This is a genomic window from Nocardia asiatica NBRC 100129 (assembly GCF_000308415.1).
In the GTDB taxonomy this organism is placed as follows: domain Bacteria; phylum Actinomycetota; class Actinomycetes; order Mycobacteriales; family Mycobacteriaceae; genus Nocardia; species Nocardia asiatica.
In genome coordinates, this window is record NZ_BAFS01000061.1 from 1 (window position 1) to 14148 (window position 14148).

Below are 14148 nucleotides of genomic sequence, written 5' to 3' on the forward strand. Positions count from 1 at the left end.
GAGTCGGTGCCATGTCTACGACCCGAGTCGCGCTGCGCCCCGTCATCAACGACGCCATCGAGACGTTACGGACCGCCGGCGTGCACAGCCCGCAGGCCGACGCCGAGCATTTGGCGGCGTACGTCCTCGGCGTGGAGCGGACCAGGCTGGCGCTGACCCCGCTCGTGGCGCCGGACGAGTTGGCGCAGTTCCGCGCGCTGGTCGACCGCCGCGCGCAGCGAATCCCGTTGCAGCACTTGACCGGTACGGCCGTGATGGGTGCGCTCGACCTCGCGGTGGGTCCCGGCGTCTTCGTACCGCGCCCGGAGACCGAGCTGCTCTACGCGTGGGCGCTGGCGCAGCTGGAGGCGCTGCCGCACGATCACACGCCGATCGTCGTCGACCTGTGCACCGGGTCGGGAGCGCTCGCGCTGGCCGTCGCGCACGCGCGTCCCGACGCCGAGGTGCACGCCGTCGAACTCGATCCAGCGGCGCTGGTGTGGGCCCGGCGCAACGCCGACGACCGCATCGCCGCGGGTGACACCCCCATTACGCTCTACGCCGACGACGCCACCGATCCCGAACTGCTCACCGACCTGAACGGCCGGGTGGACATCGTGGTGTCCAACCCGCCCTATATTCCGGAAGGAGCCCGCCTCGATCCCGAGGTGGCCGACCACGATCCTTCCCTCGCCCTGTTCGGCGGCCCGGACGGACTCGAGGTGATCAGGGGGATGGTCCCGAACATCGCCAGGTGGTTGCGCCCAGGCGGCGCCACCGCCATCGAGCACGACGACACCAACGGCTCCGGCGTGGCCGCCCTCCTGACCGCCACGGGCGTGTTCACCGAAATCGTCGAACACCCCGACCTGGCCGGAAAACCCCGCTTCGTCGCCGCCACCCGTACCTGACCAGCGCCGCACGCCGGTCCGTCCGCATTCACACGTGGGCTTCGGCATGCGAGCCGGGAAGCCGACCGGAAAACGACGATGTGCCCCTCATACCGACGGCCTCGCGGCCCAGCATGGTCCGGTGCCGCAGCCATCACCGACAGTGGCCGGAGCTGGGTGCGACGACCGCCGCACCCACTCGACAACTGATTTCGCGAGCACATGGGTAACTCACCGGGCACCTCCAGAACTCGCTCGGCACCCGAAGCGGGACCTGAACGCGAATCCCCTTTCACCCCACTAGTACGGCCTGAATACCCGGAGAGGCGGTATAGATGCCAGGATGGTTGCCGTGAGTACCGTCTACGACTGCGCGGATCCCGACTCGCGCGCCGCCGGACTGTCCGCGGCCACCAGCGCCCTGAAATCCGGACGACTGGTCGTGCTGCCCACCGACACGCTGTACGGCCTGGCCGCCGACGCGTTCGATTCGACGGCGGTGAATTCCCTGCTGGCGGCCAAGCGCCGCGGCCGGGACATGCCGGTGCCGGTGCTCGTCGGTTCCTGGCAGACCATCGACGGCCTGGTGTTCTCGGTGCGTCCGCAGGCGCGCGAGCTGATCCGGGCGTTCTGGCCCGGCGGACTGAGCCTCGTTGTGCAGCAAGCGCCTTCGCTGGCCTGGGATCTCGGTGACACCCGCGGGACGGTGATGCTGCGGATGCCGCTGCACCCGGTCGCGCTGGAACTGTTGCGTGAGGTCGGTCCGCTGGCGGTGTCCAGCGCCAACGTGTCCGGACAGCCGCCGGCCAAGACCGCGGCCGAGGCCCGTGACCAACTCGGCGAGCTGGTCGGCGTCTACCTCGACGGCGGCCCGGCCGAACACGCGGTCGCCTCCACCATCGTCGACCTGACCGCCGACCAGCCGCGCGTCCTGCGCGTGGGCGCGGTGCCGGTCGCCGACATCGCCGAGGTGCTCGGGATGTCGCCGGAAGCGCTCAGCGGCGCCGCGCAGCTCGGATGATGGGTTCGAGCGCTGTCGTTCCCCTGCGGGAGCTGCTGGTCGTGCTGCTCATCTCGGCGGTGGTGACATTCCTGGCCACCGGCGGAGTGCGGGTGCTGGCGATCGGCTTCGGGGCGGTCGCCGTGCCGCGCGACCGGGACGTGCACGTCAAGCCGATTCCCCGGATGGGCGGCGTCGGCATGTACATCGGCGTGGTCGCCGCGGTCCTGTTCGCTCACCAATTGCCCGCGCTGCGCAGCGGCTTCGACTACAAGCCGAATATCCCGATCGCCGTGCTGGTGGCGAGCACGGTGATCGTGCTGGTCGGCATCGTCGACGACCGCTGGGGGCTGGACGCGCTGACGAAGTTCGCCGGTCAGGTGACGGCCGCCGGCGTGATGGCCGTCATGGGGCTGGGCTGGTACGTGGTCTACAACCCGTTCAGCAACACCACGGTGGTGCTGGACGGATTGCAAGGCGGGCTGGTCACGGTCGCGGTCACGGTCACCTTGGTCAACGCCATGAACTTCGTCGACGGGCTGGACGGCCTCGCGGCGGGGCTCGGCCTGATCGCGGCGCTGGCCGTCTTCGTGTTCTGTCTCGGGCTGATGAACGAGCAGGGCGGCTCGGTGGACACCTACCCGCCCGCGCTGCTGGCCGCCGCGCTGGCGGGCGGGTGCCTCGGATTCCTGCCGCACAATTTCCAGCCCGCGCGGATATTCATGGGCGACTCCGGGTCGATGCTGATCGGTTTGATGCTGGCCGCGGTGTCGACCGGCGCTTCGGGACGCATCCCGCTGCAGGGCTACGGCCCGCGCGACATCGTCGGCCTGCTTTCCCCGCTGTTGCTGGTCGGGGCGGTGATGTTCATTCCGGTGCTGGACTTGTTGCTCGCCATCGTGCGCCGCGTCCGCGCGGGCGTGAGTTTCTCCACCCCCGACAAAATGCACTTGCATCATCGCTTGCTGCAGATCGGTCATTCTCACCGCCGCGTGGTGCTGTTGATCTATTTGTGGGTCGGTGTGCTCGCTTTCGGCGCGGTCGGCACCTCGCTGATGGACCGCACGCTGGTCGTGCTGCTCATGGCGGGCGGGCTGGTGTTCGCTCTGGTGATCACCGCCATCCCGGGTCTGCGGCGTGGGGACCCGGCGGGTGACGGATCGGCGTCCGGGTAAAGTCGGCGCCTGTGAGCTTCACACCCGAACCCGTTCCCGGTCCCGACGCGCCGCTGCGGTCCGCGCTGCGCTACGGACTGGTCGGCTTGGGCGTGCTGGTGGTCCTGGCCGTGGCGCTGGGCGCCGCCGTCGCGGGTGTCCCCGGCGTGTGGGGTGCGCTGCTCGGCGCCGCGATCGGCGGCGGCTTCATCCTCACCACCGCGGCGGTCGTGCTGTTCGGCGCGAAACTGCCGCCGAGCACCGCCGGTTTGATCATGCTGGTCAGCTGGGCGGGTAAGGTTCTGGTGGCGCTGATCGTGGTCGCGATCCTCCAGCGATTCGGGTTCTACGACCGGGTCGTCCTGTTCCTCACAGTGGTCGGAGCACTGGTGATCGTGCTCGGCGCGGAGACCTACGGCGTTGTCCGGCAGAAGGTTCCGTACGTGACGACGACCGACCCGGAGAACGCCCCCGGTACTCGGGAGTAGCGAAACCCCCCACCCCCTACACGCTGTCGTAGATGACTTGGTAAAGTGTTGGTAAGCAAGCGACCAAGTCGGGGATCGACGAGGGGTCACCACCAAGATCCCCCGCGTGGGCCGCTATGCTTACTGCCGTGCCGGGCTCCGAGGGGTGTTCCGGTTCTGCATGTCGACGAATGTCGCCGACACACGTACAGACGCCTGGTGGAAATGAAACCACCGCCCAGCTGCTGACGAACTTCGAGCCGACCTGAGTCGACCCAAATTGATCGTCAATGTCCGATCGAACCGCGGGAATGACCGTACCCGCGGCCCGAACACGGGAGAGAACGCTGAGCGTCACCACTCTGGCGGCCGAGTTCCACGCGCCGTCGCTTACCGACTTCTTCCCTCCAGCTGTGCTGTTCGAGGGAACGCCGTTCGAACTCGATCGATTGATGCTGATCCGCATTCTGATGACGGCCGTTCTCGTCGCCGTGATGGTGCTGGCGTTCCGCTCGCCCAAGATCGTTCCGCGCGGTCTGCAGAATGTCGCCGAAACCGGCCTGGTCTTCGTCAAGGAGCAGATCTGCGAAGAGGTCCTCGGCAAGGAATCGGGTCGCCGGTTCTTCCCGCTGATCGCGACGATCTTCTTCACGGTCCTCTTTCTGAACTTTTCCGGCGTCGTTCCGGGGTTGAACATCTCGTCGAACGCCCGAATCGGCATGCCGCTGGTGCTGGCCGTCGTCGCGTACCTGGCGTTCAACTACGTCGGTATCCGGAAGTACGGATTCCTCAACTACATGCGCAGCAGCATCGTCGTTCCGAACGTTCCCGTCGCGCTGCACGTACTGCTGATTCCGATCGAGTTCGTCTCGACCTTCATCCTGCGTCCGTTCACGCTGACCGTCCGACTCATGGCCAACATGCTGGCGGGCCACATCATGTTGGTGCTGTTCTTCAGCGCGACCTGGTTCTTCCTGTTCGACGCCGCCGCGTGGATGAAGGTGTTCTCGCCGTTCTCGCTGCTGGCGGCGCTCGGATTCACGCTTTTCGAACTGTTGGTCATCTTCCTGCAGGCCTATGTGTTTGCGCTGCTGACCGCCGTCTACATCAGCCTCGCCCAGCACGCGGCCGATCACTGACCCGACCGACACAACTACCGGAAACCTGCTGCACCACGCCGACCGGCGGGTGAGCAACAGAAAGGGAATGGAAGACTCATGAGCCTCGCTTACCTGGCCCAGGAAGCCGCGACGAACGAGAGCACCTTCAAGGGCCTGGGCGCCGTCGGCTACGGTCTCGCCGCGATCGGCCCCGGCATCGGCGTCGGCATCGTCGTCGGTAAGGCGATCGAGGGCATCGCGCGCCAGCCCGAGCTGCAGGGCACCATCCGTACCAACATGTTCCTCGGTATCGCGTTCACCGAGGCCCTGGCCCTCATCGGTCTCGTCGCCGGCTTCATTTTCTGATTCCGATGTACGAGTCAGTTTTGCTCGCGGCGGCGGAGGGAGAGGAAGTGAATCCTCTCGTCCCCGAAACGTATGACATCGTCTGGTCGATCGTCTGCGTCATCATCATCGGGCTCTTGTTCTACAAGTACGTGGTCCCGCGCTTGATGAAGACGCTCGACGAGCGTTCCGAGAAGATCGAAGGCGGCATCGCTCGCGCCGAAGCCGCGCAGGAAGAAGCTCAGCTCACCCTGCAGCAGTACCAGCAGCAGCTGGCCGAGGCCCGGCTCGAGGCCGCTCGCATCCGTGAGGACGCGCGCACCCAGGGCCAGGAGATCCTCGCGCAGATGCGCTCGGAGGCCCAGGCCGAAGCCGATCGCATCGTCGCGGCGGGCCACACCCAGCTGGAAGCCCAGCGCCAGCAGATCCTGACCGAACTTCGCTCCGAAGTCGGCCGCACGGCCGTCGACCTGGCCGAGAAGATCATCGGGCAGTCCGTCTCGGACGAGGCCAAGCAAGCGGCCTCGATCGACCGGTTCCTCGACGAGCTCGACCAGTCGGACGCAGGCATCGGGGTCGGAAGGTAACGACGCGAAAGTGAGAAGCATGTACGCAGCGAGCCGCGAGGCCAGTGCCCGGTCTCGGGAGGCGCTTCGGGCCGCTCTGACCGGAAGCGACAGTGCTGCGGCCACGACGGGGTCGGAACTGTTCGCCGTTGTCGCCGTGCTGGACGACCAGCGTTCGCTGCGTGTGGCGCTCGCGGACGTGTCGGTGCCGGGTTCCGTGCGCGCGGAACTCTGCGAGCGGGTCTTCGGCGGCAAGGTCAGCGCTGCCACGCTGGCAGTGCTGACCACCGCGGTGGCCGAGAACTGGTCGCGCACCGCCGACCTGGTGGACACCTTGGTGCTGCTCGGTCAGGAGGCGTTGCTGGAGTCGGCGGCCCAGCGTGGCCGGATCGAAGCGGTCGAGGACGAACTGTTCCGGCTGGGCCGGATCATCAGCGACAACCCGGAGCTGGAGCAGGCGCTGTCGGATCGGTCGCAGCCGGATTCGGCCAAGCGCGAGCTGATCCACCAGCTGCTGACCGGCAAGACGGAGTCCATCACCCTGACCCTGGCGGAGCAGGTGGTGGCCAGGCAGCGGTCGGGCATCGGCGCCGCCTTCGACGAACTGGCCGACCTCGCGGCGGCTCGCCGCGATCAGATCGTCGCGCATGTGCGCGCCGCGATCGGGCTCACCGAGCAGCAGCGCGACCGGCTGGCCGCCTCGCTGCGGCGCATCTACGGCAAGGCGACCACGGTGCACATCCAGGTCGACCCGAGTCTGCTGAGCGGAGTCGTGGTGCGCGTCGGTGACGACGTGATCGACGGCAGCGCCATCGGCCGACTGGAGAAGCTGCGCCGGGCACTGACCTAGCGCGCTTCCACCACCCCCGACATCCAGACCCAGACAGCGAGAGCAGGAAGAACATGGCGGAGCTGACGATCTCCTCCGACGAGATCCGTAGCGCGATCGAGAGCTACACCAAGAGCTACACCCCCGAGACCTCCATCGAAGAAGTCGGTGTGGTCACCGACACCAGTGACGGCATCGCGCACGTCAGCGGCCTGCCTTCGGCGATGGCCAACGAGCTGCTCGAGTTCCCGGGCGGCGTGCTCGGCGTCGCGCTGAACCTCGAGGACCGTGAGATCGGCGCGGTCATCCTCGGCGAGTTCGCCGAGATCGAGGAGGGCCAGGAGGTCCGCCGGACCGGTGACGTGCTCTCGGTTCCGGTCGGCGACAACTTCCTCGGCCGCGTGGTCAACCCGCTCGGCCAGCCGATCGACGGCCTCGGCGAGATCGAGTCCGAGGAACAGCGCGTGCTCGAGCTGCAGGCCGCGACCGTGCTGGAACGCCAGCCGGTCGAGGAGCCGCTGGCCACCGGCATCACCGCGATCGACGCGCTGACCGCCATCGGCCGCGGTCAGCGTCAGCTGATCATCGGCGACCGCAAGACCGGTAAGACCGCGGTCTGCATCGACGCCATCCTGAACCAGAAGGCCAACTGGGAGACCGGCGACCCGAAGAAGCAGGTGCGCTGCATCTACGTCGCCATCGGCCAGAAGGGCTCCACCATCGCGGGCGTGAAGGCCGCGCTGGAGCAGCACGGCGCGCTGGAGTACACCACCATCGTCGCCGCCCCGGCTTCCGACTCCGCCGGCTTCAAGTGGCTGGCCCCCTACACCGGTTCGGCCATCGGCCAGCACTGGATGTACCAGGGCAAGCACGTGCTCATCGTGTTCGACGACCTGACCAAGCAGGCCGAGGCCTACCGCGCCATCTCGCTGCTGCTGCGTCGCCCGCCGGGCCGCGAGGCCTACCCCGGCGACGTGTTCTACCTGCACTCCCGCCTGCTGGAGCGCTGCGCGAAGCTGTCCGACGAGCTCGGCGGCGGCTCGATGACCGGCCTGCCGATCATCGAGACCAAGGCCAACGACATCTCGGCGTTCATCCCGACCAACGTCATCTCCATCACCGACGGCCAGGTCTTCCTCGAGTCCGACCTGTTCAACAAGGGCGTCCGCCCGGCGATCAACGTCGGTACCTCGGTCTCCCGCGTCGGTGGCGCCGCCCAGACCAAGGGCATGAAGAAGGTGGCCGGCTCGCTGCGCCTCGAGCTGGCGCAGTACCGCGAGCTGGAGGCGTTCTCCGCCTTCGCCTCCGACCTCGACGCGGCCTCGCTGGCCCAGCTCGAGCGCGGCGCCCGCTGGGTCGAGCTGCTCAAGCAGGACCAGTACTCGCCGGTGCCGGTGGAGGACCAGATCATCTCGATCTACCTGGTCGACCGCGGCCACTTCGACTCGATCCCGGTCGGCGACATCCGCCGCTTCAACGCCGAACTGCTGGAGGATCTGCACCGCAGCGCCGCCGACGCGTTCAAGGCGATCGAGGGCGGCAAGGTGCTCGACGGCGACGCCGCCGAGCAGATCGAGGCGGCCACCAAGAAGTTCCTCGGCACCTTCCTCACCTCCGACGGCACTCCGGTGGTGAACGAGGCCGAGGCGGGCCAGCTCGACCACGAAGAGGTCGAGTCGCTGTCGGTGACCCGCAAGCACGTCGAGAAGTAACGCGGGCCCGCAAATGCGCTATTCGATCCGCGGCAGGAGCGAGGGGCACGAAGGTGGAAGCATGCGCCTCCACGTCGTGCCCCGCGAATGCCGCCAGTCCAACGCAGGGAATGAAGGGAGTGTGAACCGCTGATGGCAAGCTTGCGTGAATTGCGCTCCCGCATTCGTGGTGTGAATTCGATCAAGAAGATCACCAAGGCCCAAGAGCTGATCGCGACCTCGCGCATCTCCAAGGCCCAGGCCAGGGTCGCGGCCGCCAAGCCGTACGCGGAGGAGATCACCAAGGTCCTCAGCGAGCTGGCGAGCGCGTCGAAGAACCTCTCGCATCCGCTGCTGACCGAGCGCCCCGACCCGCGCCGGGCGGCCGTGCTGGTGATCACCAGTGACAGCGGCATGTGCGGTGGTTACAACTCGAACGTGCTCAAGCGCGCCGAAGAGCTGATGACCACCTTGCGCGACGAAGGCAAGGAGCCGGTGCTCTACGTCATGGGCAACAAGGGCCTGACGTACTACGCCTTCCGCAACCGTCCCTACGTGTCGGCGTGGACCGGGTTCTCGCAGCAGCCGAAGTACACCGATGCCTCGGCCGCCTGCAACCACCTGGTGGACGCCTTCATGGCGGGCTCCGACGGCGCGGTTCCCGCTCCCAACGGAACGGGCGACATCGCCGGTGTCGACGAGCTGCACGTGGTGTACACCCGCTTCGTCTCGATGCTGACGCAGACTCCTGAGGTGCGCCGGTTGGCGCCGATCCAGGTGAGCTACGTCGACGAGAACTTCGATCTGGGTGAGGACATCGTGTCGGATTCACCGACGGCGGACGTCCACGCGCAGTACGAATTCGAGCCCGACGCCGATGTGCTGCTGGCGGCGCTGCTGCCGAAGTACGTCAATACGCGTATCTACGCGTCGTTGCTCGAGGCAGCGGCATCCGAGTCAGCGGCTCGGCGCACCGCAATGAAGGCCGCCACCGACAACGCCAACGAACTCGCGAGCGTGCTCCAGCGCGAGGCGAACTCGGTGCGACAGGCCCAGATCACGCAGGAAATCAGCGAAATCGTCGGCGGCGTGAACGCGCTGGCGTCGAGCTCGGACCGCGACTGAAGCGCGCCACACGCGGCCTGAGCGACGGGCACGTAGTAAGGCCCCCGAAGGCCGCACATCGACACGGAGAGAACCAACACCAATGACCGCAGCTGTCACCCAAGACAACACGAGCCGGACCGGCGGCGCCGCAGGCCGCGTCGTCCGGGTCATCGGCCCCGTCGTGGACGTCGAATTCCCGCGCGGAGCCATTCCCGAGCTGTTCAACGCTCTGCACGCCGAGATCACCCTGACCTCGGTGGCCAAGACCCTGACCCTCGAGGTCGCCCAGCACCTCGGCGACAACATCGTGCGCACCATCTCGATGCAGCCGACCGACGGCCTGGTCCGCGGCGCCACCGTCACCGACACCGGCAAGCCGATCTCGGTGCCCGTCGGTGACGTGGTCAAGGGCCACGTCTTCAACGCGCTCGGCGACTGCCTGGACACCCCCGGCCTGGGCCGCGACGGCGAGCAGTGGGGCATCCACCGCAAGCCGCCGTCGTTCGACCAGCTCGAGGGCAAGACCGAGCTGCTCGAGACGGGCATCAAGGTCATCGACCTGCTCACCCCGTACGTGAAGGGCGGCAAGATCGGTCTGTTCGGTGGCGCCGGTGTCGGCAAGACCGTTCTGATCCAGGAGATGATCACCCGTATCGCGCGGGAATTCTCCGGTACCTCCGTGTTCGCCGGCGTCGGCGAGCGCACCCGTGAGGGCACCGACCTGCACCTGGAGATGGAGGAGATGGGCGTCCTCCAGGACACCGCCCTCGTCTTCGGTCAGATGGACGAGCCGCCGGGCACCCGTATGCGCGTCGCCCTCTCGGCGCTGACCATGGCCGAGTACTTCCGCGACGTGCAGCACCAGGACGTGCTGCTGTTCATCGACAACATCTTCCGGTTCACCCAGGCCGGTTCCGAGGTGTCGACCCTGCTCGGCCGCATGCCCTCCGCCGTCGGTTACCAGCCCACGCTGGCCGACGAGATGGGTGAGCTGCAGGAGCGCATCACCTCGACCCGCGGCCGGTCCATCACCTCGCTGCAGGCCATCTACGTGCCCGCCGACGACTACACCGACCCGGCGCCCGCGACCACCTTCGCCCACCTCGACGCGACGACCGAGCTCTCCCGCCCGATCTCGCAGAAGGGCATCTACCCGGCCGTCGACCCGCTGACCTCGACCTCCCGCATCCTGGAGGCCTCGATCGTCGGCGACCGGCACTTCCGGGTGGCCAACGAGGTCAAGCGGATCCTGCAGAAGTACAAGGAACTGCAGGACATCATCGCCATCCTCGGCATGGACGAGCTGTCGGAAGAGGACAAGGTCCTCGTCGGCCGCGCCCGCCGGCTGGAGAAGTTCCTCGGCCAGAACTTCATCGTGGCCGAGAAGTTCACCGGTCAGCCGGGTTCGGTCGTGCCGCTGGAGCAGACCATCGACGACTTCGATCGTGTCTGCAAGGGCGAGTTCGACAACTACCCGGAGCAGGCCTTCAACAGCTGCGGTGGTCTCGACGACGTCGAGGCGGCCGCCAAGAAGATCCTCGGAAAGTAGTCACCGATGGCGGAAATGTCAGTCGATCTCGTCGCGGTCGAGCGGCTGCTCTGGTCCGGTCAGGCGTCGTTCGTCAGCGCGCAGACCACCGAGGGCCAGATCGGCATCATGGCCGGGCACGAGCCGCTGCTCGGCCAGCTGGTCGAAGGCGGCACCGTCACGATCGTGGACACCGACGGTCAGCGCATCGTCGCCGCGGTGCACGGTGGCTTCTTCTCGGTGACCGCGAACTCGGTTCGGGTGCTGGCCGAGTCGGCGGAATTCGCCGACGAGGTGGACGTCGAGGCGGCCCGCCGGGTGCTGGCCGACTCCGACGCCAGCCAGGAGCAGCAGAAGGCGGCTCAGGCCCGGGTACGCGCCGTCGAGCAGGTCTCCAACGCGTAATCCACAACCTGTCATCGAGAACAAATGCTGTCGGCGGTGAAGAGTCTCTTCACCGCCGACAGCGGCTTTCAGGCGAGTCGGACACGGCCGGGCCATTTGTAAACTCGGGGCCGTGATTGAATGACCGCACGCGGTGTCAGCATCGGGCCGCAAGTCTCGCGAAACCACGACGAGCCGGTGCACACCGCCAATCGAATGCCGTGTCGACGACACGGCGGCGTAGCGAAGGGACGAACGGCATTGCAAACCGGGATGGTTCTGCTGATCATTCTGGTGCTCACGCTCGTGTTCCTCGCGCTCGCCTCGACCTACCGGCTGATCATGTTGCGCCGTGGCGGAACCGCCGCCATCCTGCGCGTCCTCCCCGCTCGCGGCGGTCAAGGGTGGCGGCACGGACTGATCCGCTACGACGAGGATCGGCTGGTCTTCTTCAAGCTCACCAGCCTGAAACTCGGTCCTGATTCCACCATCCGGCGGCAAGGCATCGAGATCGGTGATCGGCGCGGCCCCCGCGGTGACGAGTACGACATCATGACCGACGACATCGCCGTGATCGCGGTGTCGGATCGCGCGGGCGACTTCGAACTGGCGCTGGACCGCGACTCGCTGACCGCTTTCCTGTCTTGGGTGGAGTCCCGCCCGTCCGACCGCACCCGCCGGATGCCGGGACTGTAGTACGCCCGTTCCCGCGCGGACTTCGTCCGCCCGCGCCCGCTAGGGTTGTCCTGTGAGCGTGCATCTGACGCGGATCTATACCCGGACCGGCGACGACGGGACCACGGGGTTGAGCGACTTCTCCCGGGTCGCGAAGACCGACCCGCGCTTGGTCGCCTACGCCGACTGCGATGAGACGAACGCCGCCATCGGTGTGGCGATCGCGCTCGGCGGGCCGGAGCGGACGATGCTCGCGGTGCTGCGGCAGATACAGAACGATCTGTTCGACGCGGGCGCCGACCTGTCCACCCCCGTGGTCGCGGAGCCGAAGTACCCGCCGTTACGGGTCACCCAGCCCTACATCGACCGGCTGGAAGCGTGGTGCGACGAGTTCAACGCCGAACTGCCCGCGCTCCATTCGTTCATCCTGCCCGGCGGTACGCCGCTTGCGGCCCTGCTGCACACCGCCCGCACGGTCGCCCGTCGCGCGGAGCGCTCGGCTTGGGCCGCGATCGAGGCCCATCCCCAGGACACCGGCGTCCTGCCCGCCAAGTACCTCAACCGGCTCTCGGATCTGCTGTTCATCCTCAGCCGAGTGGCCAATCCCGGCGGCGATATCCTGTGGAAACCCGGCGGACAACAGCCGAGCGCCTGATCGCGTAGCACCGCCGGACGAGTACCCGAGCGATCGCGGGGTATGGCAGGCAAGGCGACGGGACCACCTCGTCGCCCGCGGAACGCTCACCCAGCGGCACTCGCTCGAACGGCGAAATCGTCCGGAGGCGAGGGAGTCGTGGAGACGCGGCACCGTAGTGCGCCGCCCCAAACTATCCTTGCACCAACAGTGCGCCGAATACGCGGAGAGGCGGCATGGAACGGTTTTTGGTTACCGGCGGAAACAGACTCGTCGGTGAGGTCACGGTGGGGGGCGCCAAGAACAGCGTCCTCAAACTGATGGCCGCTGCGTTGCTGGCCGAGGGCACCACCACCATTACGAACTGCCCGGACATCCTCGATGTGCCGCTCATGGGTGATGTCCTGCGCGGACTCGGCTGCGACGTGACCATCGACGGCGGGGTGGTCGCCATCACCACGCCCGCCGAACCGAAGTACCACGCAGACTTCCCCGCGGTGACTCAGTTCCGCGCGTCGGTGTGCGTGCTCGGGCCGTTGATGGCGCGGTGCAAGCGCGCCGTCGTCGCGCTGCCCGGTGGGGACGCGATCGGCTCCCGCCCGCTGGACATGCACCAGGCCGGTCTGCGCCTGCTCGGCGCGACCAGCGAGATCGAGCACGGTTGCGTGGTGGCCCGGGCCGACGAATTGCAGGGCGCGCGGATCCGTCTCGACTTCCCCTCGGTCGGCGCGACCGAGAACATCCTCATGGCGGCGGTGCTCGCCGAGGGGGAGACGGTGATCGACAACGCCGCGCGCGAACCCGACATCGTCGATCTGTGCAACATGCTCGTCCGGATGGGCGCGCGGATCAGTGGGGCGGGCACCTCGGTGCTCACCATCCAGGGCGTCGAACGTCTCTCGCCCACCACCCACCGCGTGATCGGCGACCGCATCGTGGCCGCCACGTGGGGCATCGCCGCCGCGATGACCCTCGGGGACATCCGTGTCACCGGCGTGAACCCCAAGCACCTGTCGCTGGTGCTGGACAAGCTGCGCTCCGCCGGGGCGCGCATCTCGTTCGAAACCGACGGCTTCCGGGTGGTCCAGGCCGAGCGCCCGCGCGCGGTGAACTTCTCGACGCTGCCGTTCCCCGGCTTCCCGACCGATCTGCAGCCGATGGCCATCGGACTCGCTTCCATCGCCGACGGCACCTCGATGATCACCGAGAACATCTTCGAGGCGCGCTTCCGGTTCGTGGAAGAGATGATCCGGCTCGGCGCCGACGCGCGCACCGACGGGCACCACGCGGTGGTGCGGGGGATTCCGCGGTTGTCGAGCGCGCCGGTGTGGTCGTCGGATATCCGCGCCGGCGCCGGCCTGGTCCTCGCCGGTCTGGTCGCCGACGGCACCACCGAAGTGCACGACGTCTTCCATATCGATCGCGGCTATCCGAATTTCGTCGAGCAGCTGCAAGCGCTGGGCGGCGATGTCGTGCGGGTCGGCGCCGCGGATTGAGCGCCGATTCCGTCCGGGTCGGCTGCGCGTTACCGAACGTTTCCTTGAAAACGCGTGCTGACCAGGAGATTTGACATCGTGCACGCAGACACGTAACTTATTCCAAGTCAGAGCGACACGGACACCGACCCGGGGCCGAGGAGCTGAGCGGAAACGCTGAGCGAGAGGCCAGGGAAACGAGGTAGGACGAGGAGCGCCTGACGATCACACTGGCTCGAACGAGACCCTGGTTTGCAACCGGGTTTCCGGCTGAGCTAAGCTGGAAAAGTTGCTTCACCGATCAATCGGCTCAAACCGGGCGAT

15 protein-coding genes are annotated in these 14148 nt (G+C 67.3%); all 15 read left to right on the forward strand.

Annotated elements, in window-relative coordinates; all coding sequences use genetic code 11:
* Positions 1-11: 11 nt before the first annotated feature.
* The 15 genes from prmC (at position 12) to murA (ending at position 13845) form a co-directional block, all read left to right on the forward strand.
* On the forward strand, positions 12-890 hold the full coding sequence (gene prmC, locus ON27_RS06295; protein WP_051046270.1) for a peptide chain release factor N(5)-glutamine methyltransferase: 879 nt from the start codon (positions 12-14) through the stop codon (positions 888-890).
* A gap of 331 nt (positions 891-1221) precedes the next feature.
* On the forward strand, positions 1222-1890 hold the full coding sequence (locus ON27_RS06300; protein WP_043720839.1) for an L-threonylcarbamoyladenylate synthase: 669 nt from the start codon (positions 1222-1224) through the stop codon (positions 1888-1890).
* The gene (locus tag ON27_RS06305; RefSeq protein WP_043688213.1) at positions 1887-3044 is read left to right on the forward strand and encodes a glycosyltransferase family 4 protein; all 1158 of its coding nucleotides are present in this window, start codon (positions 1887-1889) and stop codon (positions 3042-3044) included. Before ON27_RS06300 ends, ON27_RS06305 begins: the two co-directional genes overlap by 4 nt.
* Before the next feature lie 11 nt (positions 3045-3055).
* A complete protein-coding gene (locus ON27_RS06310; protein WP_043720829.1) occupies positions 3056-3511 on the forward strand; it encodes a Cg1360 family ATP-synthase-associated protein in 456 nt (151 codons plus the stop codon).
* 290 nt (positions 3512-3801) lie between these two features.
* The gene (atpB, locus tag ON27_RS06315) at positions 3802-4629 is read left to right on the forward strand and encodes a F0F1 ATP synthase subunit A (RefSeq protein WP_086007438.1); all 828 of its coding nucleotides are present in this window, start codon (positions 3802-3804) and stop codon (positions 4627-4629) included.
* A 78-nt stretch (positions 4630-4707) separates the two neighbouring features.
* A complete protein-coding gene (locus ON27_RS06320) occupies positions 4708-4956 on the forward strand; it encodes an ATP synthase F0 subunit C (RefSeq protein WP_039796339.1) in 249 nt (82 codons plus the stop codon).
* 5 nt (positions 4957-4961) lie between these two features.
* Positions 4962-5522: a F0F1 ATP synthase subunit B gene (locus ON27_RS06325; protein ID WP_043720830.1), complete on the forward strand. Its 561-nt coding sequence runs from the start codon at positions 4962-4964 to the stop codon at positions 5520-5522.
* Between the two features lie 19 nt (positions 5523-5541).
* A complete protein-coding gene (locus ON27_RS06330; protein ID WP_043720832.1) occupies positions 5542-6351 on the forward strand; it encodes a F0F1 ATP synthase subunit delta in 810 nt (269 codons plus the stop codon).
* 53 nt (positions 6352-6404) lie between these two features.
* Positions 6405-8042, forward strand: a complete 1638-nt coding sequence (gene atpA / locus ON27_RS06335) for a F0F1 ATP synthase subunit alpha (RefSeq protein ID WP_043720833.1) — start codon at positions 6405-6407, stop codon at positions 8040-8042.
* A 132-nt stretch (positions 8043-8174) separates the two neighbouring features.
* Entirely contained in the window at positions 8175-9146 is a 972-nt protein-coding gene (locus ON27_RS06340; protein ID WP_043720834.1) for a F0F1 ATP synthase subunit gamma, read from the forward strand.
* Positions 9147-9228: 82 nt separating this feature from the next.
* A complete protein-coding gene (gene atpD, locus ON27_RS06345) occupies positions 9229-10677 on the forward strand; it encodes a F0F1 ATP synthase subunit beta (RefSeq protein WP_043720835.1) in 1449 nt (482 codons plus the stop codon).
* A 6-nt stretch (positions 10678-10683) separates the two neighbouring features.
* Positions 10684-11061 carry a F0F1 ATP synthase subunit epsilon gene (locus ON27_RS06350; protein ID WP_043720836.1) on the forward strand — a complete coding sequence of 126 codons (378 nt, stop codon included), beginning with the start codon at positions 10684-10686 and terminating at the stop codon, positions 11059-11061.
* Positions 11062-11313: 252 nt separating this feature from the next.
* On the forward strand, positions 11314-11736 hold the full coding sequence (locus ON27_RS06355; protein WP_039796346.1) for a DUF2550 domain-containing protein: 423 nt from the start codon (positions 11314-11316) through the stop codon (positions 11734-11736).
* Positions 11737-11788: 52 nt separating this feature from the next.
* Positions 11789-12370: a cob(I)yrinic acid a,c-diamide adenosyltransferase gene (locus tag ON27_RS06360; RefSeq protein WP_043720837.1), complete on the forward strand. Its 582-nt coding sequence runs from the start codon at positions 11789-11791 to the stop codon at positions 12368-12370.
* A gap of 215 nt (positions 12371-12585) precedes the next feature.
* Entirely contained in the window at positions 12586-13845 is a 1260-nt protein-coding gene (gene murA, locus ON27_RS06365) for a UDP-N-acetylglucosamine 1-carboxyvinyltransferase (RefSeq protein WP_043720838.1), read from the forward strand.
* Positions 13846-14148 lie beyond the last annotated feature (303 nt).

Coding starts and splice junctions, on each gene's coding strand:
- prmC (WP_051046270.1), top strand. CDS start 12: ATGTCTACGACCCGAGTCGCGCTGCGCCCCGTCATCAACGACGCCATC.
- ON27_RS06305 (WP_043688213.1), top strand. CDS start 1,887: ATGATGGGTTCGAGCGCTGTCGTTCCCCTGCGGGAGCTGCTGGTCGTG.
- atpB (WP_086007438.1), top strand. CDS start 3,802: ATGACCGTACCCGCGGCCCGAACACGGGAGAGAACGCTGAGCGTCACC.
- ON27_RS06320 (WP_039796339.1), top strand. CDS start 4,708: ATGAGCCTCGCTTACCTGGCCCAGGAAGCCGCGACGAACGAGAGCACC.
- ON27_RS06325 (WP_043720830.1), top strand. CDS start 4,962: ATGTACGAGTCAGTTTTGCTCGCGGCGGCGGAGGGAGAGGAAGTGAAT.
- ON27_RS06330 (WP_043720832.1), top strand. CDS start 5,542: ATGTACGCAGCGAGCCGCGAGGCCAGTGCCCGGTCTCGGGAGGCGCTT.
- atpA (WP_043720833.1), top strand. CDS start 6,405: ATGGCGGAGCTGACGATCTCCTCCGACGAGATCCGTAGCGCGATCGAG.
- ON27_RS06340 (WP_043720834.1), top strand. CDS start 8,175: ATGGCAAGCTTGCGTGAATTGCGCTCCCGCATTCGTGGTGTGAATTCG.
- atpD (WP_043720835.1), top strand. CDS start 9,229: ATGACCGCAGCTGTCACCCAAGACAACACGAGCCGGACCGGCGGCGCC.
- ON27_RS06350 (WP_043720836.1), top strand. CDS start 10,684: ATGGCGGAAATGTCAGTCGATCTCGTCGCGGTCGAGCGGCTGCTCTGG.
- ON27_RS06355 (WP_039796346.1), top strand. CDS start 11,314: ATGGTTCTGCTGATCATTCTGGTGCTCACGCTCGTGTTCCTCGCGCTC.
- murA (WP_043720838.1), top strand. CDS start 12,586: ATGGAACGGTTTTTGGTTACCGGCGGAAACAGACTCGTCGGTGAGGTC.